The following is a 26056-nucleotide window of genomic DNA, read 5'->3' on the forward strand; positions in this document are numbered from 1 at the left end:
CCTCAATCAAGGCAAATTCGGGGTCATGCCCGCACTCAATATGTGTTTGTTTCGTGCACGGAGCGCATTTAGTTGCCGCTAGCCGGCACTACGTCGACCACACCCTTCATGCCATCCAGAAAATGCTGACCGTTCTGGAGGAAACAGCCATACGTCCACTTGCCGGGCTTGTTCGGCACGATGAACTTGAAGGTGAAATGTTGTCCCGGCGTCAGGCTGACCGAAAAATCTTTTTGGATTTTTTCCACACCAGACTTGGTGTTGATGGTCACGCCCGCAAAGAAATTGGTCTTCCAACCTGTCGGTTCGCGGTGTTCCACGAAACCCGTCGCATCCGATGCCAAACCGCGACCCATGTTCCATTGATGGTTCTGACCGGGTTTCGCATGATTTTTATTGACCAATGTCACTTCTACCTTTTCACCGACATGCCATGTCAAATGGCCCGGTTCATAGTAAAAATCATGCTCGTCAATCGTGTAATGATGATACCCATCGGCCAACATATTGCCGCCCGACGTCGGCTGTGTCGTCCTGGTCCAATACCATCCTGCTACAAATAAAATCACGAAGATGATCAGCGCGACGAGCACCTGACCACCCCCCTTTGGTGCGACCCCGGGTGTGCTTGACTGAGCCATTATCAATCTCTCCAATGAGCGCTGGTTGTCTAAAATTTTGGAAGGTCTTGGGTTCCGACAGAAACCGCCCCGGCGCAGGCCACTCTGCGCCGGGGCGGTTGTTTAGATCACATCATGATCCACATAAACACCGAGAACGTGTTGTTGTCCGACGCGTTCTTGGCAGCGCCATCGAACTTGTTGAACGCCACGTACTGCATACCGAACTTGGTGTTGATCCAGGGCAGATAGTTGAGCTGCAGGATCTCGCCGGCGGTGTCCGGGCTGCCGGTGGTGCTGGCGACGTCGCTGGTCAGCAGCGGCGTGGTAGCGCCGGTGTTGGTCGGGCCACCCCAGAGCTTGTCGCTCTTGGTGCCGCTGGTACCGAAGTACTGACCGACCACGCCATACTTGCGGTGCCAGTAGTACTGGCCGTTGACCTGATACTGGTTCACAGTCGGATTGCCCGAAACCGTGGGGACGGTCAGCTTCTCGTGAATGTAGGAAGCACGAATCGTATAGCTGTAGTTCGTAGCTACATGCTCGTACTGGCCATCGACTGCGGTATCAAGATAGCCGACTTCCGGGCCACCCGTCGCACCACTCTGATAGGCCTTCGCATCGATACCGAAGGTGCCGACTTCCCACGAATTCACGCCGCCTTCGTGCGAATAGGCCAAACGCCAGTAAGGCGCGGTGTTGGCCAGCGTGCCCTGCAACGTATTGACCGTGCTGCCCGGGTTCATGCCACGATAGAACATGACCTGTGCATACCAGGTGTTGTTGTACCAAACATAACCACCGGCGCCGGCCGAGGTCTGCTGCAACACGACATTACCCAACAAGGTGCCGTCGGCTGCGCCGCCCGTACCCTGCACAGGCGAGTAGAACGGGAAGCCCCAGATCGGGGTGTCCTGCCACAAATCGCCCACACCCGGCGCGTTGTTGGCGTCCAGACCCCAGACGAGGTTGCCGCCACCCACCTGCGATTCCTTGGCGTAACGCACGTCGGTATTGTCGATGCCGACGGAATTGGTCGTCGGATCCCACGTCAACTGCGAGAACACGCCCAGATCGGTGCCTGCACGGCCGGCGTAGAACAGGCTGTACTGACCGGGGAAATCGGCCGACGGATTCGGGGTCGATGCGCCCTTGTTCTGCCAGCTCTGATCCGCGATCAACATCAAGGCGATCGGCGGAATCTTGTCGATCGCAAGGCGCTTCTGATTGTCCTGCTCGTATCCGATGGTGTTGCCGCTACCGGAGTTGAAGGTGTAGGCCAGCGACTTGAACTGACGGCCAAACGAGGTCAGCTGCGGTTCGACCGTATGACAGGCCGCGCAGGACACGCCCAGCTGCCTTGCAAACGATGGAACGGCATGCGCTTCCTGCGCACCCACCATCGCGGCACCGCCAACGACCAGCGCCGTGGCAAGCTTGCCAGCTGAAAATTTCATTCGATTCATACTCTCCTCCCAAATTGAACAAGGTCACACGATCAAGCAATCACCGGCGACGGACCACCGATTCGAAACACACACCTCAGGCATTCGGTTTCTTCGACACTCCGTCTCGATACGACGGATACGCCCAACCGATTTGCACAGCTTTTGAATCAAAAAATTCGGGCTTGGAACGGGATATCTGAACTACAGACAGACGCGGTCGACTGGCATCTCTTAAGGTGCCAGCTACGCGTCATGAGAAGGGGTACTAAATACGGAGGCGGAGGGTCGCCAGGTAAAGCGGTGAATGCTTGCTGCCTAAGTCGCTTTCTATCGGATCGCGAAGGCGGCGACCCATGAGCGCGCTCAACGACGCAGCCAGCAGAATCAACAAAGCAAAGCAGAGGAAACCAAAACTCACGACACTATAGGGACTCTTGGGCTCAGTGAACTCGAACAACGCACGGTTATCTTCCATGACCGCGCGGTCAACCGCACTGGCGCGCGTATGTTCTCCATGAGATGTCACGCGATCACGGCGCAGCGCGTTTGCATGTACGTGAGCGGAAGGTGGCGCGCCATTCTGGGCGATCGCGGCCAAGGACGCCAAGGCAGGCTTCACAAGCACGAAAAACAGCAAGACGATGAAAACCGCCCCACCGAGTCTCAGCCACCTGTATTGATCGAAACCTGTAATCATGGGTTTTTATGCTAAAGAAACGCCGAATGGCTTTACTGCCTCGGTCGCGTCCTTGCGTCTCTCCTGACTTTGGTTATCGACTGCCTGGAACCCTTTCGCTCCAGACAACGTGTTTGTAATGTTGCCTGTTTACCGTGGTGGCTTTTATATCCCAATAATCTTGCCGATCAAAATCAAAGTTTATGATAAGACCTATCAGTTCATATTATTCTCTGATATATGAATATTATATAATTCTCATATAGATACGCGACATCGGCACACCTACGGTACGAGCCGTGTGCGCCGCTTGTTGATAAGTTATTGTTATCAATATGATTTCAGACGTTCGCGCATGCGCGACAGGCCATCGTCCAGCCCGAGGTCTAATTGACGATTGCCGAACACCAGCAAAGGGTAAAGCCTGATCATGAGCCGCTTGAGCTGAACACCGACCTTCGCGGTTTCACCCGCACGCACCAGCACCAAGGCCTCATCGAGTGTTAGCGACTCCTCTTGCGGGAGCATCATGGGCCCCGAATCGGACTCCTGCTCGAAGATCAGTTGGTCGCCACCTTCCCGCATGCCTCGCTGTAGACGCGATTCCGCGACTTTCAGCACCTCCTCGAATCGCAAGGATTCCGTCAGCGCGGGGGCGACCAACCCTTCACTGACTGTCATGCGGAACCGGGTTTGTCCGCTTCTATAGCCGGTCTTACGCATGATCTGGTGGATTTTTTCGGCTGTCGCTCGCGCCGATGCCACGCCTGCACCCAACATCAGCACCGCAAAATCCGCGCGACCGATACGGGCGACCGTGTCCTCGCTTCGCACACAGGAAGCAATGATACGTGCGATATTGACCATTACCTTCTCGGCAACGCCCTCGCCTTTTTTCTGTTCGAGCACATTGAATCGGTCAATATTAATGCGCAGCAACGATATCGGTGTCGCATGGCGGATCGCGAATGACAGCAGCTCAGGCCCGTGCTTCATCAGATATTGACGATTGGCCAAGCCCGTCAGGGTGTCGATGGTCGATTCGAGCTCAAGCGCCTTCGTCGCACGCTGGAGTTTGCGTGTCGTTTGATCGAGGTGCGCATACGAACGCGCGCGGGCGCGTAGCTGGAGGGAATCGAAGGGCTTGGTAATGAAGTCGGTCGCGCCCAGGTGCATCGCGCGGCGCTGCATGCGCTCATCATCCGTATGCCCGGTGATGATAATCACCGGCAGCTGATTGATGCGGGGGTGAACCGATTCGCGAATCAAACGCAGCAGCTGAAAACCGTTCATCGCCGGCATCATCAGGTCGGTGAACACCACCTGAATACTCGCGTCGCTGCTGATGATATCCCAGGCAGCATCGCCATCGTTGGCCTCGACCACCTCGAAATCGCCGGCCAGCAGGCGGCTCATCGCCAAGCACATCGTCGGAGAGTCGTCGACGATCAGGATACGTGGCCGCTGCAATGCCACGTCATCGGGGACGCCGGCCGTGGGGCGCCTCAACGGTACTGCTTGCGACATGCATACCTCCCGCAAACCTTGTGGGGATTACGGGGAGGCCGGATCAGACTACGATCAGGCCGTCGCCCGTGCCGACCGCTTGCGCTCGTGTTCCAACAGGAACTTCTTGCGCATGCGAATATGATGCGGCGTCACTTCGACCAACTCGTCGTCGTCGATGAATTCCAGTGCCTGCTCCAGCGTCATGCGGATAGGCGGTGTCAACAGGATGTTCTCGTCGGTACCTGCGGCGCGGATGTTCGTCAGCTGCTTGGCCTTGAGCGGGTTTACCACGAGATCGTTCTCGCGGGAATGGATACCCACGATCATACCTTCATAGACTTCTTCGCCGGGACCGATAAACAAGCGTCCACGCTCCTGCAGGCTGAACAGTGCGTAACCGAGTGCCTTACCCGCACCATTGGCGATCAATACGCCATTGATACGCTGACCGAACTCACCGCGCTTGATCGGTGCGTAATGATCGAACACGTTATATAGCAGACCCGTACCCTGAGTTGCGGTCAGAAATTCGGTACGGAAACCGATCAAGCCACGCGCTGGAATCAGGTAGTCGAGGCGTACACGTCCCTGACCGTCTGGGACCATATTCTTGAGATCGCCACCACGCTCACCGAGTTTCTGCATCACGGTGCCCTGGTGATCATCCTCGACGTCGACGGTCAATTGCTCATAAGGCTCTTCGCGGACACCATCAACCTCGCGCACGATGACCTCTGGGCGCGAAACGCCGACTTCGTAGCCCTCTCGACGCATATTTTCGATGAGCACGGATAGATGCAACTCGCCACGCCCGGAAACCTTGAATTTATCCGGATCATCCGCTTCCTCAACGCGTAGCGCGACGTTATGTACGAGCTCGCGCGTCAAACGCTCACGGATCTGGCGGCTGGTCACGTACTTGCCATCGCGGCCAGCGAACGGTGAGGTATTCACCTGGAAGGTCATGCTTACCGTGGGCTCGTCCACGGTCAACGGCGGCAACGCCTCGGCATGGCCAGGCGCACACAAGGTATCCGAAATATTGAGCGGATCGAGCCCGGTGAAGGCGATAATGTCGCCGGCCTCGGCCTCGGGCACCTCGACGCGCTCAAGTCCATGAAAACCGAGTACCTGCAACACGCGGCCATTGCGCCGATTACCTTCGCGATCCACCACCACCACCGTGGTGTTGGTCTTGATGCGACCGCGCGCAATCCGCGCAATACCGATCACGCCGACGTAGCTGTTGTAGTCCAACGAGCTAACCTGCAGCTGCAGCGGTCCTTCCGGGTCGACCTCGGGCGGCTGTACATGCTCGACAATCGCCTGGAACAGCGGGTCCATATTGCCCTCGCGCACATCCGCACTCATGCCCGCATAACCATGCAGCGCCGAAGCGAAGAGGACCGGGAAGTCGAGTTGCTCGTCGGTCGCGCCGAGACGATCGAACAAATCGAAGGTCTGGTCGACCACCCAGTCCGGGCGGGCGCCAGGCCGATCGACCTTATTGATCACCACGATCGGGCGCAGGCCCTGCGCCAGCGCCTTCTGAGTCACGAAACGCGTCTGCGGCATCGGCCCATCCACGGCGTCGACCAACAGCAATACGGAATCGACCATCGACATCACGCGCTCGACTTCGCCGCCGAAATCGGCGTGGCCGGGTGTATCGACGATGTTGATGTGATATCCCTGCCAATCGATGGCGGTATTCTTGGCGAGGATGGTGATCCCTCGCTCTTTTTCCAGGTCGTTGGAGTCCATGATCCGCTCCACGAGCTCCGCACGGGCGTCGAATGTGCCGGACTGCCGCAACAGCTTGTCCACCAGGGTGGTCTTGCCGTGGTCGACGTGAGCGATGATCGCGATATTACGAATAGAGCGGGTCATAGTGCTTGTATGGTACGGTTATCCAAGGGCCCGCAATTGTATCTGGAAACCTTGCGCGGCGCATGCAAATCCTCAACTTTCGATCCGCACAAGCCAAATTCGCCGTCATGTCCCAATCCAATCTCCCTATCGCATCTCCCTACGAGCGCCTGGGTGGCGAGGCTGCCCTGCGCCGGCTGGTGAATCGTTTCTACACCCTGATGGACACGCTGCCGGAGGCGCAAGAGATCCGTGGGCTGCACCCACAGAGACTTGCCGATTCGGAGGAAAAGTTGTTCAAGTTCCTGTCAGGCTGGCTCGGCGGCCCGCCGCTCTACGTCGAGGAATACGGCCATCCCATGTTGCGGCGGCGCCATCTGCCCTTCGCCATCGGCCGCCGCGAACGCGATCAGTGGATGCTGTGCATGGACCGCGCACTCGCCGAACAGGGACTGGAGCACGCGCTCGTTATTTCGCTGCGAGAAGCGCTAATGCGCACCGCCGACCATATGCGCAACCAATCCGACTGATCGCGAATCCAGTACTCAGGCAATGCCGACCGAGGCCGCCGCCTCGTCGCCCGCGGTCACCAGCGCCTGCGCCCGCGGGAACAGTTCGTCGGCAATCGCAGGCTCATGACGCAGCGCCCGCATCCAGTGCGGGAACAAATTGGTCTCTTCTCGCCACTCGTGCTTGGCCAGTTGCCCGGAAATGATGGCGAAAAAGGGGGCGAGCATACCGGCATCGTCCAGGCCTTCATCGAGCATCTCCTCGATCATGACCGTGTGCTCGATAATCGCTTCATGTTCATGCAGCATGATGGACGTCGGATCGTCGCCACGCGGCGAGCGTGGCAGCGACAGCGCGGGCACCACGATCTCGTTTTCTGTCTCCACGTGGCGCCTAAGACAGGCTGCAAACACCCGGAAACTCGGCAATGCGGCAGCCATATCTCCTGCATTGCTGCGGTGTAACGCCGTCGCGAACAGATGATCTACACGCACGTGATCGCGGGTCAACAAATCTACGAGATCGCTCGCGGCCACGTCTTCGCGGCGTCGGACCCGCACGCGCCACGCCGGTGGGCCGGCCTCGGTAACGTCCCAGTAAATGCCGTTACGCAGTTCCAATGTCAGGGCATCGAGCAAAATACGCGGGTCGTCGTAGGTCACCACGACCGCCGCGTCGCCACGGGCGAGACCGCGCAGCTGCCCCAGCAGATAATGATGTTCGGTCTGCCCACCGCGCGCGGCGAGGTCGATCAGTTGCATGTTCATGCTGCCTCCTATCCAGGTAGGAAGGGCATGGGCCGATGAGTCAGCGCCACGCTCAATATATATATGAATACCCCCAACGCACCGCACCAAGCCATCGTGCGGACGGTACGCGTCCGCCCATAACGCAGCGCTACCGCACCCAGGCCGATGTAAGCCAACACACCGCTCAACTTGGCCGCAAACCAAGCATGCTGCAACGGCGACAGACGCAGGCGGAATGCCAGCCACAAACCGCTGAGCAGCAACACGGTATCAATCACGTGTGGTAGCACGCGCGTCAGGGGCGCACGCAGTTTCGGCGAGCTGCGGATCATCCACACGCCGCGCGCGATGAAACCCGTCAGCGACAGCATCGCGCTAGTGAGGTGTACCTTCAACAACCAGTCCACGGTCACGCTCTCCTCCCATGAAGTCTGCACGCGCATCAATGGCTCAAGCCAACATGCCACGCGTCTCGATGAAATCGGCGATCGCTGCCACGCCCTCACCGGCCCGGATATTGGTGAATACGAATGGGCGCTCGCCACGCATCCGACGCGCGTCGCGATCCATTACCTCCAGCGAAGCCCCGACGTGCGGTGCGAGATCGATCTTGTTGATCACCAGCAGGTCAGATTTGGTGATACCGGGCCCGCCCTTGCGCGGAATCTTGTCGCCGGCGGATACGTCAATCACATAGATCGTCAGGTCCGAAAGTTCGGGGCTGAAGGTCGCACTGAGATTGTCGCCACCGCTCTCAACAAATACCACATCAAGCCCCGCGATGCGTCCGACCAGATCACGCACGGCGGCAAGATTCATCGAAGCATCCTCACGAATGGCCGTATGCGGGCACCCGCCCGTCTCCACGCCGACGATGCGCTCGACCGGCAAGGCGTCGTGACGGATGAGAAATTCGGCATCCTCGCGGGTATAAATATCGTTGGTGACCACCGCCAGTTCGTAGCGGTCGCGCAGGTGCTTGCACAAGGCTTCGACCAGTGCCGTCTTGCCCGAGCCGACCGGGCCGCCGATACCCACACGCAATACCGCCGAATCCGTTTTCACTCCAATGTCCTCACCAATTCATGACCGGAACAGACGTGAATATTGACGCGCATGTGCCGTACTGGCGAGCGCGTAACCAGGGGCCGAGCGACCCAGCGCTTCGTCGGGCAGGGACAGGGCAAGGTCTATGTGGCCCGACAGGCCCACGATCACACCGCTCAACATTCGCTGGCCGGCAGATTGCCCCAACGGCACCAGTTTAATTGCCGCCGCGACCTGATTTTCAGCCCAAGTCCACGCATAGCCTAACACCGCCTGACGCGCCGGAATCCGCCAATGCGATGCTGCCAACGCAAACAGCGTCGCAAAGGCGACCGGGCGGCGTTTCAGCCATTCATCGGCCTCGGAAACGCCAAGCCCGACGAGCACGTGCGCCAACGCGCCGCCGAGCTGACAGTCTTCCTCGCGCAGCTCGGCAGTTTCGCGCAAGGCATACAACACATCCGTCCAGCGGGATACCGACGCGACGTCGCCCGCCGCCCAAGCAGCCTGAAGCCGGGCCAACAGGGGCAGGTCGGCATGGGCCATGCCATGCGCGAGCACGCCATCGATCCACTGGGCAGCAGTCGCCTCATCATGCACCCAGCCCGCCTCTACGGCAGCCTCCAGGCCTTGCGAATAGGCGTAGGCACCGACTGGCAGCGCCGGACTCACCAGTTGCATCAACCGCAGCAGGGCAAGATCGCCCATGCCTTCAGCGTTCATGCGCTTGATCGTGGGCATGCGCATGATCATGGTCATGACCATGCGCAGGTCCGCCCCCGTAGGCTCCCGCCTCCGGTTCGAAGGGGGACTGTTCGACATTCACCACGAGTCCCAGTCCGCGCACCATGTCGTCAAGAACGTAATCGTGCGCATACCGCAGCCAGTCGGTCGCGATCTGGAGCGGCACATGACGATTGCCAAGATGATACGCCGCGCGTAGTAGATCCAGGGCATCGCTCGCATGCACGGTGGACACCGTCTCCGGCGAGGCGCGCACCTCGATCACGCGGCCATCGGCCGTGCGCAGACAGTCACCGTGGCGCAGTACCCGCCCGCGCGGCAAAAACAGGCCGACCTCCTCGCCATCGTCAAGCCGGGCACGTAAACGGCTACGCTGACGCAGCTCGAAGGGCAGTGTCAGGCTGGCATCCGGCACGGCACCGGCCGCGGCCATGGACTCGATTCGGATCAGTTCCGCAGACATCGCGCACTCCATAGGACACCGGGCGTGACAGCTTATCGGAGGCTCGCACGAATGTGTACGGCTTCCCCGTGGTGGTGCGCTCTGTGCACGCCACGCCTGTCCCCGGCCGGCCAACAAGTCCCCGCCAAAGTCCTCGGGCTATAAGGCGACATATCCAAGACAACGCGGAAGCCGCCGTGCGCGCGCTGCACAAACGCCTGCCAGAAGGCCGGCGCGCACATCGCCGTAGCCGTCTCCATCGACCATTCACGGGGTGAGACGACTGCCGATTCACCAGCAACTCGTCGCCGCGCGAGTACAACTTCAACACCCCATGACCGCCGCCAGCGCCGCCATACTCTGCATTAGCTGCGCACCCTGATCGAACAAGATATTCCATTCAATGACGGCGGCCGCAAATCGATTCACCTCATCGTGCCGCACAGCTCCCTGCTCCCTGCTCCCTGCTCGCGCCCGCGTCACCCGCTGCGGTCGCCGCCGGCAACGTCAAGATCAGTCGAGTCGTACGCCGCCTGCGCCTGCTCTCCAACCGCCGCAATACCGAGCCCTTTGGGCTGGCAGGCGGCGCACCATGTCAACCCGGCATCACCGGCATCACCGGCATCACCGGCATCACCGGCATCAATCATCTGATCCGCGCCAACGGTCGCGAGGAAGATCTAGACGCCTACAGCCAGCGCGAAACCATGGCTGGCAACCTGTTGATTGTCGAGACTCCCGGTGGCGGAGGTTACGACGCCTCCTGAGGGTGAAGCCGGGTCGCGGGATGCACCGGGGCGAGGCGCCTCACCGAACATACGCCCCGCAGCGAGGCACTCTCCGCGTCATAACGACGTTGTCACCAACCTCGCGGACACAACCTATCCACATGAAATAAAAAGGATAAGTTGAAAAAATTCGGGGCCAATCAACTTCTGGCACCAATTGTGCTCAATCACCCAAAATCGAAACACCGGGAATCGACACACGAATTTTTATCTGAAAACACGGATTTAAAGGCGACTAGGGTTCCGCCCGAAAACTGGGGTCTGGACCGAGAGTCACCGGCTCCGGCTGCGGAGCTACACGGCGGGATAAAAGCCCGGGAGAGCGAATACGGTTGTATTCCTCCCCGGGCTTTTTGTTTTTTGGCTGCGCCAATACTCAGGAGAACGGGCATGAACCGGAAATTTACGATCAAACTCATCGTCAGCCTTCTATTCACCGGCGCCACGCTGGGCGCGAACGTCGCCAGCGCGATGCCCACGATCAGCATCGGTACCGTGGTCTGGATCGGCTACGCACCACTCTATGTCGCCGAGCATATTCACGCCTTCGAGAAACACGGCGTAAAGGTCAAATTCACCAATTTTTCGGACAACGCCACCATGCCTGCCGCCGTTGAGGGCGGTGCGATCGACGGCGCCACCCTCACCTACGATCAGGTGTTGCCGGGCGCAACCAAGGGCTGGGATCTGCAGGTCGCGCTACCCATCGACTACTCCAGCGGCGCCGACGCCATAGTCTCCACCGATGACATCACCCGGATTTCACAGATCAAGGGCAAGGCGATCGCCTACAACGCCATGTCGCCCTCGGCCTTTCTGCTCGCCTACGCACTGCAGAAAAACGGCATGAGCCTCAAGGATGTGCACTCGGTCAACATGGACCCCGGCGCCGTCCCCGCCGCGCTGATTGGTGGCAACGTCAAGATCGGCGTCACGTACCAACCCAGCGTCTCCTCGATCATCAAGGCCGACGGCGGCAAGCGTTTCCACGTCCTCTTTTCCAGCCGCGAGGCACCCGGCTTGATCACCGACGTCCTGGTGTTCAAACATCGCTACATCGTCAGCCACAAGGCCGAAGTCAAAGGCATCGTCGAGGGTTACTACGACGGCCTTGCCTACATGAAATCCCACCCGAAACAAGCTGCCGCCTACATCGCCGAAGCCATGGGCATCAAAGCGGACGAGGTACCGGGTCAGCTCGATGGCATCCATAACCCGACACCCAAGCAGGCTTGGGAGAATTTCAAACGCTCGAAGAAAATCGACTCCTTCTACACCAGTGGCCAAGTGATCGGCGGTATTTTGATGGCCAACGGGTCCATCAAGAAAATGCCCGATCTCCACGAGACGCTTTATCCGTACTTCGTCGACGCCATCGCTGCTGGCCACTAATCGGCAATGTGCAGCCATGCAAGGGAGGCATCCTCATGACTTCATTGACACCGAGGTTTGCGGCCTTCGCGCCGCGCGAGCCCGGAGGCACAGCGGTGACCTGGGCGGCCCTCGCCTACGCAACCCTCGGCTATGCCTTCGGCGTGTGGCTGCTCACCCGACACAACCCCGCGCTCAACGCCATCGGCATCCTACTGACGGCACATACGCTGGTGATCGCCGCCTATTTCATCCACGAATTCGCGCACCTGACGATCTTCCGCCAACGTACGATGAACGACCGTTTCGGCACCATGATGACCTGGATCACGGGCGCCTGCTACGCGCCCTTCGACAACCTGCGGCGCAAGCACCTGCGCCACCACGCCGACCGCGCCGACGTTATTACCTTCGACTACCGTGCCTTCCTGTTGCGTCTGCCGACACCCTTGCGCCGCATCGTGTTTGCCCTTGAATGGCTACACATACCCGCGGTGGAGCTGATCATGCACGGCTTCGTCGTCGCCATGCCCTTCATCTCGCCCGAACAGCGCACCAGACGCGGTCGCGTACTCACCATCCTGGCGATACGCCTTACGTTGTTCGCAGCCCTTGGCGGATACGCTCCTCGGGCGCTGTGGCTCTACGCCATCGCCTATCTGCTGTTTCTCACGGTATTGCGCTTCGCCGACGCCTTCCAGCACACCTACGAAGCCTACCCGCTGCTCGCCAGCGGCAAGCCGCCAGACATGCCCCCGCGCGACCGCGAATACGAATACCGCAACACATACTCCAATCTGGTATCGGTACACCATCCCTGGCTCAACCTGCTGACACTGAACTTCGTCTACCACAACGCACATCATGCCCGCGCCAGCGTGCCCTGGTTCCGTTTGCCGATGCTGCATCGCGAGCTTTACGGCGAACACAACCCTCAGGTATTGCCCATGCGCGAATTGATGCGCAGTTATCACCGCAACCGCCTCGCGCGCCTGCTCGGTGATGGCTATGGGGAAGTCACTGAGGGGCCGGGACGGGCCGACGGATTCATCGGCGCCGTCGGCGTTTCCTTTCTCACGGCGGTCTGAGTATGCAGATCGATCTGAGTGGCAAGACCGTACTGGTCACCGGCGCTGCCAGCGGTATCGGCCGCGCCACTGCGCTGGCCTTCGGCGAGGCCGGCGCACGGGTCGCCGTCAATCACCTCGGTCGGCGTAGGGAGGCTGAAGCGGTCGTCGCCTACCTGCGCGAGCGCGGGGTCCGCGCGATCGCTTGCAAGGCAGACGTCACCGACCGGAGACAGATCGATGCCATGATCGACGCCGCCACAGCCGCGCTCGACGGCATCGACATGCTGATCAACAATGCCGGCATCGTGCTCGAACGCCCGTTTCTCGATATGCGCGAAGACGAATGGGATCGCGTGATCAATACCGATCTCAAGGGTGTATTCCTATGCTGCCAGGCCGTACTACCCGCGATGGTCGCGCGCGGACACGGTTGCATCATCAACATCGCGTCCGAGCTGGGTTACCTCGGACGCGCAGGTTATACCGCCTACACCAGCGCCAAGGCCGGCGTGATCGCCCTGACCCGCTCGCTGGCGCGCGAATTCGCGCCGGCAATCCGCATCAACGCCATCGCCCCCGGACCGGTGGCTACCGAAATGCTTGACCCCGCGCTGATGAGCCCAGCCGTCATCGCCCACGAGGTCGACATTCCCATGGGACGACTGGGACGCCCCGAGGAAATCGCCACTACGGCCGTCTTTCTCGCCTCGACGCACGCAGCTTTTTACTGCGGTCAAACCCTCGGCCCCAATGGCGGCGCCTTGATGACCTGAGCCCGTCCCACCAGGAGACACGCATGACCGAAGTCCGCATGGAACGCATGAGCTGGGTGGAATACCGCCGCCGGATCGACGCCGCGGAACCGGTCGTGTTCCTACCCTGCGGCTCGCTCGAACAGCACGGCCCACACCTCCCGCTGGGTGTCGACGCACTACTGTCGACCGCCGTGGCCTGCGAAGCCGCACGACGCACCGGCGGCATCGTCGCGCCAGCACTTTCTTACGGCTACAAGTCCCAGCCGCGCTGCGGCGGCGGCCAACACTTCCCCGGCACCACCAGCCTTGACGGTGACCATTTGAGCCAGCTCGCGCGCGACGTGATCCGCGAGTTCGCGCGGCACGGCGTGCGCAAACTCGCGCTGATCGACGGTCACTACGAAAACCAATGGTTCCTGATCGAAGGCATCGACCTCGCCCTGCGCGACCTTGGACATGACTGCGGCCTGCGCGTGCTGCGCACCGAATACTGGGACTTCTGTACGGAAGACGTGCTCCGCGAGGTCTCCCCCGATGGCTTCCCCGGCTTCGCCCTGGAGCACGCCGCGGTGATCGAAACCTCGCTGATGCTCCACTTCCATCCCGAGCTGGTCCGACCGGACCTCATCCCCGACGACGACGCGGCGAACTTCCCGCCCTACGACCTCTATCCGCCAGAAACCGAACGTGTACCGGCCTCGGGCGTACTTTCGTCTGCCCGAGGTGCAACGGCTGCCAAGGGCGAGCATCTGGCCGAAGTGGTTTGTAGCGGCCTTGCCGACGCCGTACGTGTGGCCTTTGACCCGCCATGACGGCACCCCCCGCACCGCTGCACGGCACCGCCCTGCTGGTGATCGACATGCAGCGCGACTTCTGCGAACCCGAGGGTTACGCCGCGCACGTCGGCCTGGACATCGCACGCCTACGTCAGCCGATCCAGAATATTGCACGGCTACTGGCAGCGGCACGCAGACAGGGGCTGACCCGGGTATACACACGAGAGGGCCATCGCCCCGATCTTGCCGATCTGACAGCCGCCAAACGCGAGCGCTGCGCGATGGCGGGTGCACCGATCGGCAGTCCTGGTCCACTCGGCCGACTGCTGATCCGCGGCGAATACGGTCACGGCATTATCGACGCACTCGCACCGCTGACGGGCGAGGCGGTGGTCGACAAGCCCGGCTACGATGCCTTCCACGCGACCGGGCTCGCACGGTTGCTGGATGACGCCGGTATCCGTCATCTCATTCTCACCGGCGTCACCATGGACGTCTGCGTGCATTCCACGCTACGCGCGGCCGTAGATCGGGGCTACCGTTGCACCACGGTCGCCGACGCCTGCGCCGCGACCGACCCCACGCTGCATGCCGCCGCGCTTGCCATGATCGGCGGCGAGGGCGGTATCTTCGGCACCGTAATCGACACCGACGCCCTGCTACGCATCTGGCAGATGCCCTCACCGGGAGAAACCGCATGACTCAGGCCACCCGCCTCATCCCCCTGCTCACCGGCATCCACCGCTATGAAAAAACCCTGTCCACGCGTCATCGAGGACACGGAGAATTCATCGAGGCACCGATTCTCGCCTATCTCATCGAGACCGCGCAGGGCCGCATTCTTTACGACGTCGGCTGCGATTACGCCAAGCTCAGCGAGCCGGCCCTACGCGCGCGGCACTACGACGACGCTGCCTTCCCCTTCGGCCCACCGGTGATGCGCGAGGAGGATCGTCTACCCAATCGCCTCGCCCGCCTCGGCCTGGCCCCCGAGGACATCGACCTCGTGTTCGTCGGGCACCTGCACTTCGACCACGCCGGTGGCCTGTGCGAGGTCTGCGGTGCGGAGATTCACGTACACCGGCGTGAATGGGAGGCCGCGCGTGCACAAGCCGATGAGGCCTATTTTCAGGACGATTTCGCCGGTGACTACCGCTGGCGCTACGCGGAAGGTGAATACGAGCTGGTCCCCGGTGTTCGCGCGATCGAGAGTCCCGGCCACACCGCAGGACACATGTCACTCTACGTCGAACTACCCAAGGGCGCGCCGATCATCCTTGCCGGCGATGCAGCGGACCTGACCGAAAATCTGGAACAGGAAATCGCCCCTGGCCTGTGCTGGCAGGAGCGCGAGGATATGGCGTTGGCGAGCATCCGTAAGCTCAAACGCACGGCACGTGAAACCGGTGCCGTACTATGGCCCAATCACGACATGGCCTTCTGGCGCAGCCGCAAGCCATTTCCCGCGTTTTATGAATAAATCCGGCAGGAGCCCACAACCAGCCGATGCCTTCAGGCTTCCACAGACTTTAAATTGCGTGAGCGGCTACGCAGAACTTCCAGGCCATAGGCAAGGTTCGCGCTCAGCTCGTCGAGCAACACCAGCTCCTGTTCATCAAATTTACCCGGTTTTTCGCTGTAAAGCGTGATCGCACCAAGCACCCCGTTTTCACCGATCAATGGCAAGGCGGCGAGGGACGCGAAGCCACGTTCAAGCACACGTTGTGCCCACGCCTCGGTACCGCCCATCTCAAGTAAATCATCCACCACGCATACCCGCCGCTCGCGCATCGCATGATTATGGGGAAGCCGATCCTGCGCCGGCTCGCTGCTTGATGCGGCCAACGCGACGAAGGTGCTATCCGCGCCAAGATAAGCGGCAACACGCACCGGCTCATCCGGCCGCTCGGGGTCGATCAGACCGATCCAGGCACAGGCATATCGATCTCCCTCAACTAGCCCTTCACAGATACCGTGCACCCATTCGGATTCGCTGGTCGCACGCGCCAACAAGCGGTCGTGACTGTGCAGAAGGTTCAGTGCGCGAGTGGCGCGTGCCAGTTGCGCCTCGTGCTGCTTGCGCTCCGTGATATCGGTCATCAGACCATGCAGCGCCACGATTTGGCCTGTTCCGTCGCGCTCCCAACTACCGCGATCCTCGATCCAAACGACCGTTTGGCCGTCGCGATGCAGCGCACGATAATTCACGACGAAATCCTTACCGGCCTTCTTCGCGTCACCGATCTCCCCGATGATTCGCTCACGATCCTCATCCAGAATCAGCTTCCCGCGCAACCCCGGATCGGCGGCAAAATCCTCGGCAATAAAGCCCAGCAAGGGCTCCGCGGCCGGGCTGACATAAGTCAGGCGCAGTCCTTGCGACGAAGCCGAATAAAGAATGCCGGGCACCGTATCGACGATACTCTGGATGCGATTTTTTGCAGAAAGCAGCTGCGCCTCGTGTGCTTGCAGATGCACGGCCATCGCATTGAAACTGGCGGCGAGCTTGCCTACCTCGTCGCGACCACCGTAGTGCAGCCGCTCGCGAAAATCACCGCGCCCAATGTGTTCGGCCATGCGTGCCAGACGAGCCAGCGGTCGCGTCAGTCGATACCCGAACATCGCCAAGGTCAACGCCAGGATGGCCAGTACTCCGGTCACGATCATGACGGTCCGCCACGCCAGCCGCCGCGCGGGTGCAAAAATAGCGGTCTCCGGTTGCTCGATCACCAGCCCCCAGCCCAAGCTCGGGAAGCGACCATCCGCCAATACCATGTGCGTTGATAACATAGCCCGGCCATCGGCATCCTGGGTACGCACCACCTCATTTCGACCGACACCCGCTATCTGCTGCATGATGTCGTGCCGCTCAAAGTCGGCACTGTGCGCATCGCTCATCACCCCGCCTTTCGCGGCGATGGCATGCCCCGCCGCATCGAGCAGATAAATCCCCCCATCCGGCGGTGCTGCACGTTCGACGAGACTCGCGATCGTGGACCAGCGATACTGCGCCAGTATCACGCCGATGACCAATCCCTCGTCCTGCTCGCCACGAGCCTCGCCGCCTTCGTCCCGCTCGCCTCCGGGCGGCTCACCCTCGCGCTCACGTATCGGCATTGCGAAAATCAACGTCCGCTCCCCGCCCGGCTGCGCCTCGATCAAGCCGGAGTTGTAGAAACGTCCGCTCAAGGCCACTCTGAACGCGTCGGCAATCATGGGGTTGTTCAGGCTGCGAATCGCCGTGTAGGGATCCGTCGTCAACAGGAATGTCCCCTTGCGATCGAACACCGTCAAGCCATGCCAGGGCCCCGTATATTCGGCACGCTCGCGCAGCTCGTTCTGCAGGAGCTGGGTATTCTGCGCCGTACGATAGGCTGGCGAAGCGACGTAGACCTTGAGAAATTCACTCCCGGCCAAGATACGCATATCGCGCCGCGCATAGCTCAATGCATCATCGATCTTGGCAAGAACGCCATGCGACGTGGTCAGCTGAACCTCGACCACGTCGTGCTCCAGCAGCGTGCTGACCTGACGGTAGGTCAACACGCCGAGAATACCCGCGGTCATCACGGTCGCGATCCCCACCATCAGGCCGAATTTGGCACCCAGTCTCATGACTCATTCCCCAGCTACCGTGCGATGCCGTGTACACAAACCGTCTGGCAAGCGTCATTCGAATGATTGATTGGTCAGACTGAGCCTAATACCCCGCAGGCCAACTTGCCACCGACCGGACGCTCCGGCGGCGACAATATGGACGAACAAACGTTATCAACGTGTGCCCGATACCCGCGTTGCGGTAATTTCCACCTCGACGAGCATTTCCGGGTCAAGAAAGGGCAGCACATGCAGCAGCGTCAGCGCGGGGCGGATCTCGCCAAACACTTCGCCATGCGCCCGACCCGCCTCCTGCCATTGGGCGATATCGGTCACGTAGAGCCGGCTCTGCACCACGTCCTCGAAGCCGAACCCAGCCTCGGCCAATACCTTGCCCAGCTTCTGCAGGATGTACTGTGTCTGCGCGTACAGATCGCCGCCGACGATCTTGCCGTCCGGTCCACTCGCCGCCGTGGCCGACACATACAGTGTTTCGCCGACCTGTACTGCGCGCGAATAACCAATGGATTGTTCCCAACTCGAACCCGACGTATACAGCTTGCGCATATTGCCAATCTCCCATGATGAATTGCCTCGACCCGGCTGCGCCATCGGCGACCGAACTCACCAGTGTAATACCTGCGACCTGCGATTTGCCTTGGTGCACGCATGTCATATACGCACGGATATACTCGGCACACACCTCGACATCTTGCGGAGAACGGGCATGCCGGACCCGACGCTGCTGACCACGCGCCTCTTGCTGCGCGCCTTTAACCATGCGGATGCGCCAGACGTGCAACGTCTGGCGGGCGACCGCGCCATCGCCGACACCACCCTGAACGTACCCCATCCCTATGAAGTGGGCATGGCCGAGGCCTGGATCGCCGGCCACGATGCCGCCCTCAAATCGGGCCATCTACAGAATTTCGCCATCACCCTGCGCGAGGGCGGCACACTGATCGGCGCCATCGGCCTGACCATAGAGCCACGCTTCGAGCGCGCCGAATTAGGTTACTGGATCGGCCGACCGTATTGGGGGCGAGGTTATTGTACCGAGGCCGGCAAGGCCGTGTTGCGCCATGGCTTTATCGAACGGGGTTTAAACCGCATCCACGCCTCTCACTTCGTCCGCAATCCCGCATCCGGCCGGATGTTGGACAAGCTCGGCCTGCAACCGGAGGGCATGCTGCGCCAGCACGCCCGGCGCTGGGAAGACTATGAAGATCTCATCTTATACGGCCTGCTACGTCAGGACTGGTCTGCTGCGCTCGACACAGCACGCTAAACGCCTCGCGCGCTTCAGTATGAGAATTGCCGGCCGATAACCGCTATATATTCATTATGGTCGCCGGACCCATCGTGCCAAGATGCCCGACAACCGTATCGGGCCCAACAGAACAATTCCGGTTCCGGACTGCAGCGCAGGCGAATGGCTTGGACGAGCTGCGGAGAGGGTATGCGTCAGGACAGAACCATACGACTACATGGCCGCCCGACCCTGGCCAGAACTCGCGGGCACCTCGGCCATCGGACCATCTGGCTGGTACTCTGCCTGCTGGGGATGATCGGCACCAGCGCCGTGGCAAGCCCACGCACCGTTCGCGTCGGCGTCTACCAAAATCCACCCAAGATATTTTTCGCTCGCGGCAGGATTTCGGGCATCTTCGGCGATCTGCTCTACGCCATCGCGGATCGCGAGGGCTGGACCATCGAGCCGGTCGTTTGTTCCTGGCGCCAATGCCTGGAAAAATTGCAGGCCGGGCAGATCGATCTGATGCCCGACGTCGCCTTCAATAAGCCACGCGCCCAGCTCATGGATTTCGGCAAGACACCCACGCTCTACAGTTGGTCCGAGCTGTACCGAAATCCAAACGTCCGCCTGATGTCCATCCGCGATCTGAGCGACAAGCGCGTTGCCGTCCTCTCCGGCTCCATTCAAGAGACCTACCTAAGCGAAATGGCCCGCAATTACGGCATCCGCGGCGTGGTTTTCATGCCCACCGAGAACCTTAACGCTGCCTTCGAATTGGCCGCCAGCGGCAAGGCCGATGCCGTGGCTACGAATTATTTTTTCGGCGACGCCGAAGCGCGGCAATATCACCTGGATAGCACGCCGATCATTTTCCAGCCTTCTCAACTGTTCTTCGCTGCACCCAAGGGACGGGGCCAGGCGCTGCTCAATGCCATCGACTTTTATCTCGAACAATGGGAAACCACCCCCCAATCGCCTTACTACCGCATCCTCGATCACTGGAAAACCACCGCGCGCGAGACCCATATTCCAGTGCTGTTCTGGTGGGGGCTGGGCGCGCTCGGTGGCTTACTGTCACTTGCGTTGCTGGCGATGTGGGTGCAACGCCGACAGGTACTTGCGCAAGACCGTCATCTGAGGATCACCGAGGACAAACTCGCCCTCATTCTCGACAGCGTCGACGCCTGCATTTACATCAAAGACACCGAGCTACGCTACCAATACGTCAACCATCGACAGGCGGAGCTGGTCGGCCTGCCTGCAAAAAAAATCCTCGGGCAAACCGACGATGTGTTGTACACCCCGGAGGTCGCGATTCGAATGCGCGTCGACGACCGCCGCGTACTCGAACACGGCGAGCGCCTGACCGTCGAAGAGGAAAACCGCTCCGCGAACGGCGTTCTACGACGCACCTATCTGACCGTCAAACAACCCCTGCGAGACGACGACGGTGAGATTTATGCGTTATGCGGCATTGCCACCGACTTCACGGAGCACAAGCGCAATCAGCAGAAAATCCACCAGCTGGCCTTCTACGATCCATTGACCGGCCTGCCCAACCGAAGCCTGCTGCTGGACCGAGCCAAACACGCACTCGACAACTACGTGCGCAGCCAGTCGGTTGGCGCCCTGCTGTTCATCGATCTGGACAACTTCAAAATACTCAACGACACCCTTGGCCATGGGCAGGGCGATATTTTGCTGGGGCAGGCCGCCACCCGCCTCGGCGCCCAAGTGCGTCACAACGACACGCTCGCCCGACTCGGCGGCGATGAATTTGTACTGCTGATGGAAAACTTGGGCGAAACACTCGACACGGCGATTTCCGACGTGGAAAACATCGCGCGTAAACTGCTGCAGGCCTTCACCGAACCGTTCCAGCTCGACAACGGCATCTACAACATCACGGCCAGTATCGGCGTGGCGCTGTTTTCCGAAGCCGATCATCGCGTCGAGGAGCTGCTCAAGCGCGCCGACATGGCCATGTACGAAGCCAAGGCCAGCGGACGCGATCAAGTCAAGTTCTTCAACCCCATGATGCAAGCCTCGCTGTCGGCGCGTGCGGCCGTGGAAACCGAACTGCATGAGGCCCTCAAGCACGAACAGTTCATCCTGCTCTACCAGCCCCAGGTCGGTTGCGAAGGGCGCTTGCTCGGCGCAGAGGCACTGGTCCGCTGGCAACACCCGAGGGATGGCCTGGTCTCTCCCGCCGTGTTCATCCCCGTGGCCGAATCCACTGGCCAGATCCTGATGCTCGGCCGCTGGATACTGCATACCGCCTGCCTACAGCTCGTGGCCTGGCAAGGTAAGCCCGAATACGCCGGGTTGGTTCTTTCGGTCAACGTCAGCGCGCGTCAGTTTCACCACCCGGACTTCGTCTCCGAAGTCCTGCGGACTCTCGACGAAACCGGCGCAGATCCGACACATCTGGGGCTAGAGCTAACCGAGACCCTGCTGGCCGACGACATCGACAACCTGATCGCGAAGATGAAGGCACTCAAGGCACGCGGCGTACGCTTCTCGCTGGACGATTTCGGCACCGGCTACTCCTCGCTGAGTTACCTCAAGCGCCTGCCGCTGGATCAGCTCAAGATCGACCAATCGTTCGTCCGCGATCTGCTCGTCGACCCCAACGACACGGCCATCGTCCGCACCATCCTCGCGCTCGGCGAAAGCCTGGATCTCGAAGTCATGGCCGAAGGCGTGGAAACGATTGAGCAGCGCGATGCCCTGCTCAACCTCGGCTGTCGCCGGCAGCAGGGCTATTTCTTCGGTTATCCTGGCCCGCCCGAGGCCCTGCTGGATGGACGCGCAAACGCACGCTGACCCCGGCGTAACCCACCTCGGGGAACCCCACCCGCAGCGCACGGTCTGATTTCCACAATGCCACTCAGGTCAACCGGTGGCGACGCCACGGTTGCAAACAGGGGCACTGGGGCGCCTCATCCGACACCCGACGGGGGAATTGACCTTGGATCCAAGACGACTGGGCAAGACTGGACCACAGACCGCCACACTCGGACTCGGCTGCATGAGCATGTCAGGCATGTATGGCCCGACCGACCGCGCGGCCGCCATTCGGACCATCCACGCCGCACTGGAAGCCGGCATCACCCTGCTCGATACCGGCGACTTCTACGGCATGGGGCACAACGAACTGCTCATTGCCGAGGCGCTCAAGGGTCAACCGCGTGAAGCCGCCCTGCTCAGCGTGAAATTCGGCGCCCTGCGCGACCCCGCCGGTGGCTGGTCGGGCTTCGACGCCCGCCCCGCCGCACTGAAGAATTTCATCGCCTACTCGCTGCAGCGACTCGGTGTCGATCACATCGACATCTATCGCCCCGCGCGCCTCGACCCGCAGGTGCCCATCGAAGACACCATTGGCGCCATCGCCGACCTGGTGCAGGCCGGTTACGTACGCCACATCGGCCTCTCCGAGGTCGGCCCGGAAACCCTGCGACGCGCCGCCACCGTACACCCCATCTGCGACCTGCAGATCGAATATTCTCTGATCTCGCGCGGCATCGAACACGGCATCCTGCGAACCTGCCGCGAACTCGGCATCGGCATCACCGCCTATGGCGTGCTCTCGCGCGGCTTGCTCGGCGGACACTGGCGGCCCGGTGCCGCGACGACGGGCGACGGCCGCGCGCGATTCCCGCGATTCCAGTCCGGCAACGTGGAACGCAACCTCGCAGTCGTCGAAACGCTTGAGCGCATCGCTGCCATCAAGGGCGCCACCGTCGCCCAACTCGCTATTGCCTGGGTCGCAGCGCAGGGCGTCGACATCGTGCCCCTGATCGGTGCACGCCGCCCCGAACAGCTTGCCGAGGCACTCGGCGCGCTCGACCTGACCCTCGATGCGGCCGACCTCATAACCCTCGAACGCGCTACCCCGGAAGATGCCGTCGCCGGCAGCCGCTATCCGGCGCCCCAAATGAACTCGCTGGACAGCGAGCGAGGTGCCGGCGCCCCACCGGCATAAACGCACGCGTGTGCCCCGGAACCACTACTCCGGCATTCCACCCACGGCCAGACAATATCAACCTGCAGACCCAGTCATTGAAAATAACTATTTAGAACTTAGGAATAATTTATTTTATTAATTGCTCATGACGGCCTATACAGGTAGGTAACTGGCGAAAGCCACGTATCAGCCCCTATGGAGGAATCGTCATGTCAGCCAACCAATGCCCGTTTCATCAAACCGCCGGCGGTGGAACCGCCAACCACGACTGGTGGCCCAATCAGCTGCGCCTGGACATCCTGCGCCAGCACGCTCCCCAGTCCAATCCGATGCGCGGCATCGACTACGCCGCGGCGTTCAGGCAACTCGACCTCGAAGCTGTGAAGCGCGACCTACACGCGCTGATGACGGATTCGCAAGACTGGTGGCCGGCCGACTTCGGCCATTACGGCCCGTTCTTCATGCGCATGGCGTGGCACAGCGCGGGCACCTACCGCACCGGCGACGGTCGCGGCGGCGCCGGGACCGCCAATCAACGTTTTGCGCCAGTCAACAGCTGGCCGGACAACGTCAACCTGGACAAGGCGCGGCGCCTGCTCTGGCCGATCAAGCAGAAGTACGGGCGCAGTCTCTCCTGGGCCGATCTCATCATCCTCACCGGCAACGTCGCGCTGGAATCGATGGGCTTCAAGACCTTCGGGTTCGCGGGTGGTCGTGTGGACATCTGGGAGCCTGAAAAGGACACCTACTGGGGTTCGGAAAAGACCTGGTTGGACGATCAGCGCTACGCCGGCGAACACGAAGCCCTGGAACACCCCCTCGCCGCCGTGCAGATGGGCTTGATCTACGTGAATCCAGAAGGCCCCAACGGCCACCCGGACCCGATCGCCTCGGCCCATGACATTCGCGAGACCTTCGCGCGGATGGCGATGAACGACGAGGAAACCGTGGCGCTTATTGCCGGCGGTCACACCTTCGGCAAGACCCACGGCGCGGGTGACGCGGCGCTGATCGGCCCCGAACCCGAGGCCGCGCCCATCGAGGCGCAGGGCCTCGGCTGGCACAGCCGCTACGGCAGCGGCAAGGCTGGCGACACGATCACCAGCGGCCTGGAGGTCACCTGGACGCAATCGCCCACACAGTGGAGCCACTACTTCTTCGAAAACCTGTTCGGCTACGAATGGGAACTGACGAAGAGCCCGGCGGGTGCGCACCAGTGGATACCCAAGGATGGCGCAGGCACGGGCGAGATCCCGGACGCGCACGACCCGGCGCAGCGCCACGTGCCGACCATGCTCACCACCGACCTCGCGCTGCGCTTCGACCCGGCCTACGAGAAGATCTCGCGGCACTTCATGGACAACCCGGATGCGTTCGCCGACGCCTTCGCGCGCGCCTGGTTCAAGCTCACTCATCGCGACATGGGACCGCGCACACGCTACCTCGGCCCGGAAGTGCCCTCCGAGACACTGATCTGGCAGGACCCGATCCCGACAGTGGACCACGCGCTGATCGACGCGCACGACATCGCTGACCTCAAGGCGCAGATCCTCGGTGCGAATCTTTCGGTCTCCGAGCTGGTGTCCACTGCCTGGGCCTCGGCCTCCACCTTCCGCGGCTCAGACATGCGTGGCGGCGCGAACGGTGCCCGCATCCGCCTGGCACCGCAGAAGGACTGGGCGGTGAACGAGCCGACGCGACTGGCGAAGGTGCTGGCCGTGCTGGAAGGCATCCGCGACGCATTCGACCGCACAGAAACAGGCGGCAAGCGGGTTTCGATAGCCGATCTCATCGTGCTTGCGGGCAATGCCGGCATCGAGGAGGCCGCACGGCGCGCCGGCCACCCGGTCGACGTGCCGTTCACGCCGGGCCGCATGGATGCGACGCCGGCACAAACCGACGTGGACGCCTTCGCCGTGCTGGAGCCCATCGCCGACGGCTTCCGCAACTACCAGAAGGCGCGCTACACAGTGCCGGCCGAGGCGCTGCTGGTGGACCGGGCACAGCTGCTCACGCTGACCCCGCCCGAGATGACCTTACTCGTTGGTGGACTGCGCGTGCTTGGTGCCAACTTCGAGCAGACCCACCATGGCGTGTTCACCAGCCGACCGGAGATCCTGAGCAATGATTTCTTCGTGAATCTGTTGGACATGGGCACGGCATGGACGCCGACGTCCGAGGCGGAGGAACTGTTCGAGGGCCGCGACCGGCGCACCGGCGAACACCGGTGGACCGCGACGCGGGTCGACCTCGTCTTTGGCTCGAACGCAGAGCTGCGCGCCCTCGCCGAGTACTACGGCAGCGCGGACGCCCAGGCGCGATTCGTCGAGGACTTCGTCGCCGCGTGGACCAAGGTGATGATGCTCGACCGCTTCGACATGGCCTGATCGCGTCAATGGTTGCCCGCACGCCGGGCGGCGTCCCGACCTCGGACGTCGCCCCTTTATTCGTCACCACGTGGGAAACCAGCGTATCGTCGGCAGTTCGTCGGCAGTCGAATATCCAACGTCGATCCAGTGAAAAACCCGGGTCGATTCCATCCGCATGACCCAACCGAACACGTGAGGCACAACGACATGAGCGAACAACCCAAGATAGCCCGCAAGGGACCGTACGCCGTCGCCGTGGAGGCGAACAAATCCTACTTCTGGTGCGCCTGCGGATACAGCCGCAAACAGCCCTTCTGCGACGGCGCGCACACCCCCACCGGATTCACCCCGCTCCAGTTCACCGCTGAACGCACGGAAACCGTCCACCTCTGCGGCTGCAAGCGTACCGGCAACCCGCCCTTCTGCGACGGGACGCACGAGACGCTGTAACTTCCCCGCGGAAAACCGCTCCAGGCTGTTGGCCGACGCGGCCC

26 protein-coding genes and 1 riboswitch are annotated in these 26056 nt (G+C 61.3%); of the genes, 13 read left to right on the forward strand and 13 right to left on the reverse strand.

Annotated elements, in window-relative coordinates:
• Positions 1-68: 68 nt before the first annotated feature.
• From BI364_RS15265 to typA, 5 genes are all read right to left on the reverse strand, one after another.
• Entirely contained in the window at positions 69-641 is a 573-nt protein-coding gene (locus BI364_RS15265; protein WP_070079469.1) for a hypothetical protein, read from the reverse strand.
• A 107-nt stretch (positions 642-748) separates the two neighbouring features.
• The gene (locus tag BI364_RS15270) at positions 749-2086 is read right to left on the reverse strand and encodes a hypothetical protein (protein WP_207644993.1); all 1338 of its coding nucleotides are present in this window, start codon (positions 2084-2086) and stop codon (positions 749-751) included.
• 247 nt (positions 2087-2333) lie between these two features.
• Entirely contained in the window at positions 2334-2765 is a 432-nt protein-coding gene (locus tag BI364_RS15275; protein WP_070079471.1) for a hypothetical protein, read from the reverse strand.
• Between the two features lie 309 nt (positions 2766-3074).
• Positions 3075-4271: a GGDEF domain-containing response regulator gene (locus tag BI364_RS15280; protein ID WP_070079472.1), complete on the reverse strand. Its 1197-nt coding sequence runs from the start codon at positions 4269-4271 to the stop codon at positions 3075-3077.
• A 54-nt stretch (positions 4272-4325) separates the two neighbouring features.
• Positions 4326-6143: a translational GTPase TypA gene (typA, locus tag BI364_RS15285; protein ID WP_070079473.1), complete on the reverse strand. Its 1818-nt coding sequence runs from the start codon at positions 6141-6143 to the stop codon at positions 4326-4328.
• Between the two features lie 62 nt (positions 6144-6205).
• On the opposite strand from typA, the gene BI364_RS15290 reads away from it, so the two are divergent.
• On the forward strand, positions 6206-6652 hold the full coding sequence (locus tag BI364_RS15290) for a group II truncated hemoglobin (protein ID WP_233279533.1): 447 nt from the start codon (positions 6206-6208) through the stop codon (positions 6650-6652).
• Positions 6653-6667: 15 nt separating this feature from the next.
• Here the strand turns inward: BI364_RS15290 and BI364_RS15295 are convergent, their stop codons facing one another.
• The 6 genes from BI364_RS15295 to BI364_RS18805 all read right to left on the reverse strand — a co-directional run bounded on the left by BI364_RS15295 (position 6668) and on the right by BI364_RS18805 (position 10264).
• Complete coding sequence (locus BI364_RS15295) at positions 6668-7399, reverse strand: hemerythrin domain-containing protein (protein WP_070079474.1); 732 nt, start codon at positions 7397-7399, stop codon at positions 6668-6670.
• An 8-nt stretch (positions 7400-7407) separates the two neighbouring features.
• Positions 7408-7788 carry a SirB2 family protein gene (locus BI364_RS15300; protein ID WP_083251565.1) on the reverse strand — a complete coding sequence of 127 codons (381 nt, stop codon included), beginning with the start codon at positions 7786-7788 and terminating at the stop codon, positions 7408-7410.
• A 43-nt stretch (positions 7789-7831) separates the two neighbouring features.
• On the reverse strand, positions 7832-8446 hold the full coding sequence (gene ureG / locus BI364_RS15305; RefSeq protein WP_070079476.1) for an urease accessory protein UreG: 615 nt from the start codon (positions 8444-8446) through the stop codon (positions 7832-7834).
• Positions 8447-8464: 18 nt separating this feature from the next.
• Positions 8465-9193 (reverse strand): urease accessory protein UreF, encoded by a 729-nt coding sequence (locus BI364_RS15310; RefSeq protein WP_322111766.1) that lies wholly within the window; start codon positions 9191-9193, stop codon positions 8465-8467.
• A complete protein-coding gene (ureE, locus tag BI364_RS15315; protein ID WP_233279534.1) occupies positions 9141-9635 on the reverse strand; it encodes an urease accessory protein UreE in 495 nt (164 codons plus the stop codon). The genes BI364_RS15310 and ureE overlap by 53 nt, the downstream gene beginning before the upstream one ends.
• A 458-nt stretch (positions 9636-10093) precedes the next feature.
• On the reverse strand, positions 10094-10264 hold the full coding sequence (locus tag BI364_RS18805; protein WP_233279535.1) for a hypothetical protein: 171 nt from the start codon (positions 10262-10264) through the stop codon (positions 10094-10096).
• Between BI364_RS18805 and BI364_RS19270 the strand changes: the two genes are divergently transcribed.
• The 7 genes from BI364_RS19270 to BI364_RS15345 all read left to right on the forward strand — a co-directional run bounded on the left by BI364_RS19270 (position 10190) and on the right by BI364_RS15345 (position 15854).
• The gene (locus tag BI364_RS19270; RefSeq protein ID WP_407639362.1) at positions 10190-10381 is read left to right on the forward strand and encodes a hypothetical protein; all 192 of its coding nucleotides are present in this window, start codon (positions 10190-10192) and stop codon (positions 10379-10381) included. The two genes, BI364_RS18805 and BI364_RS19270, sit on opposite strands and share 75 nt — an antisense overlap.
• A 245-nt stretch (positions 10382-10626) precedes the next feature.
• Positions 10627-10725: riboswitch (guanidine-I (ykkC/yxkD leader) on the forward strand.
• Between the two features lie 67 nt (positions 10726-10792).
• A complete protein-coding gene (locus BI364_RS15320; RefSeq protein ID WP_070079477.1) occupies positions 10793-11794 on the forward strand; it encodes an ABC transporter substrate-binding protein in 1002 nt (333 codons plus the stop codon).
• Positions 11795-11829: 35 nt separating this feature from the next.
• Positions 11830-12861 carry a fatty acid desaturase family protein gene (locus tag BI364_RS15325; RefSeq protein WP_070079478.1) on the forward strand — a complete coding sequence of 344 codons (1032 nt, stop codon included), beginning with the start codon at positions 11830-11832 and terminating at the stop codon, positions 12859-12861.
• Positions 12862-12863: 2 nt separating this feature from the next.
• Positions 12864-13616: an SDR family NAD(P)-dependent oxidoreductase gene (locus tag BI364_RS15330; RefSeq protein ID WP_070079479.1), complete on the forward strand. Its 753-nt coding sequence runs from the start codon at positions 12864-12866 to the stop codon at positions 13614-13616.
• A gap of 23 nt (positions 13617-13639) precedes the next feature.
• Entirely contained in the window at positions 13640-14410 is a 771-nt protein-coding gene (locus BI364_RS15335) for a creatininase (protein WP_070079480.1), read from the forward strand.
• Positions 14407-15075, forward strand: a complete 669-nt coding sequence (locus BI364_RS15340; protein ID WP_070079481.1) for a cysteine hydrolase family protein — start codon at positions 14407-14409, stop codon at positions 15073-15075. The genes BI364_RS15335 and BI364_RS15340 overlap by 4 nt, the downstream gene beginning before the upstream one ends.
• Positions 15072-15854: an N-acyl homoserine lactonase family protein gene (locus tag BI364_RS15345; protein WP_070079482.1), complete on the forward strand. Its 783-nt coding sequence runs from the start codon at positions 15072-15074 to the stop codon at positions 15852-15854. Before BI364_RS15340 ends, BI364_RS15345 begins: the two co-directional genes overlap by 4 nt.
• 32 nt (positions 15855-15886) lie before the next feature.
• Here BI364_RS15345 and BI364_RS15350 read toward each other — a convergent pair whose 3' ends face one another.
• Together BI364_RS15350 and BI364_RS15355 are read right to left on the reverse strand one after the other, a co-directional pair.
• Entirely contained in the window at positions 15887-17989 is a 2103-nt protein-coding gene (locus tag BI364_RS15350; RefSeq protein ID WP_070079483.1) for a HAMP domain-containing protein, read from the reverse strand.
• A gap of 156 nt (positions 17990-18145) precedes the next feature.
• Positions 18146-18538, reverse strand: a complete 393-nt coding sequence (locus BI364_RS15355; RefSeq protein WP_070080138.1) for a RidA family protein — start codon at positions 18536-18538, stop codon at positions 18146-18148.
• Between the two features lie 160 nt (positions 18539-18698).
• Here BI364_RS15355 and BI364_RS15360 point away from each other — a divergent pair, with 160 nt between their 5' ends.
• The 5 genes from BI364_RS15360 to BI364_RS15380 all read left to right on the forward strand — a co-directional run bounded on the left by BI364_RS15360 (position 18699) and on the right by BI364_RS15380 (position 26012).
• Positions 18699-19259, forward strand: a complete 561-nt coding sequence (locus BI364_RS15360; RefSeq protein ID WP_070079484.1) for a GNAT family N-acetyltransferase — start codon at positions 18699-18701, stop codon at positions 19257-19259.
• 171 nt (positions 19260-19430) lie between these two features.
• Positions 19431-22052, forward strand: a complete 2622-nt coding sequence (locus BI364_RS15365; RefSeq protein WP_083251453.1) for an EAL domain-containing protein — start codon at positions 19431-19433, stop codon at positions 22050-22052.
• 145 nt (positions 22053-22197) lie between these two features.
• Positions 22198-23211: an aldo/keto reductase gene (locus BI364_RS15370; protein ID WP_197495741.1), complete on the forward strand. Its 1014-nt coding sequence runs from the start codon at positions 22198-22200 to the stop codon at positions 23209-23211.
• A 191-nt stretch (positions 23212-23402) separates the two neighbouring features.
• Positions 23403-25580, forward strand: a complete 2178-nt coding sequence (gene katG, locus BI364_RS15375) for a catalase/peroxidase HPI (protein ID WP_070079485.1) — start codon at positions 23403-23405, stop codon at positions 25578-25580.
• A gap of 189 nt (positions 25581-25769) precedes the next feature.
• Positions 25770-26012 carry a CDGSH iron-sulfur domain-containing protein gene (locus BI364_RS15380; RefSeq protein ID WP_070079486.1) on the forward strand — a complete coding sequence of 81 codons (243 nt, stop codon included), beginning with the start codon at positions 25770-25772 and terminating at the stop codon, positions 26010-26012.
• Positions 26013-26056: the final 44 nt, after the last annotated feature.

Source organism: Acidihalobacter yilgarnensis (genome assembly GCF_001753245.1).
GTDB lineage: Bacteria > Pseudomonadota > Gammaproteobacteria > DSM-5130 > Acidihalobacteraceae > Acidihalobacter > Acidihalobacter yilgarnensis.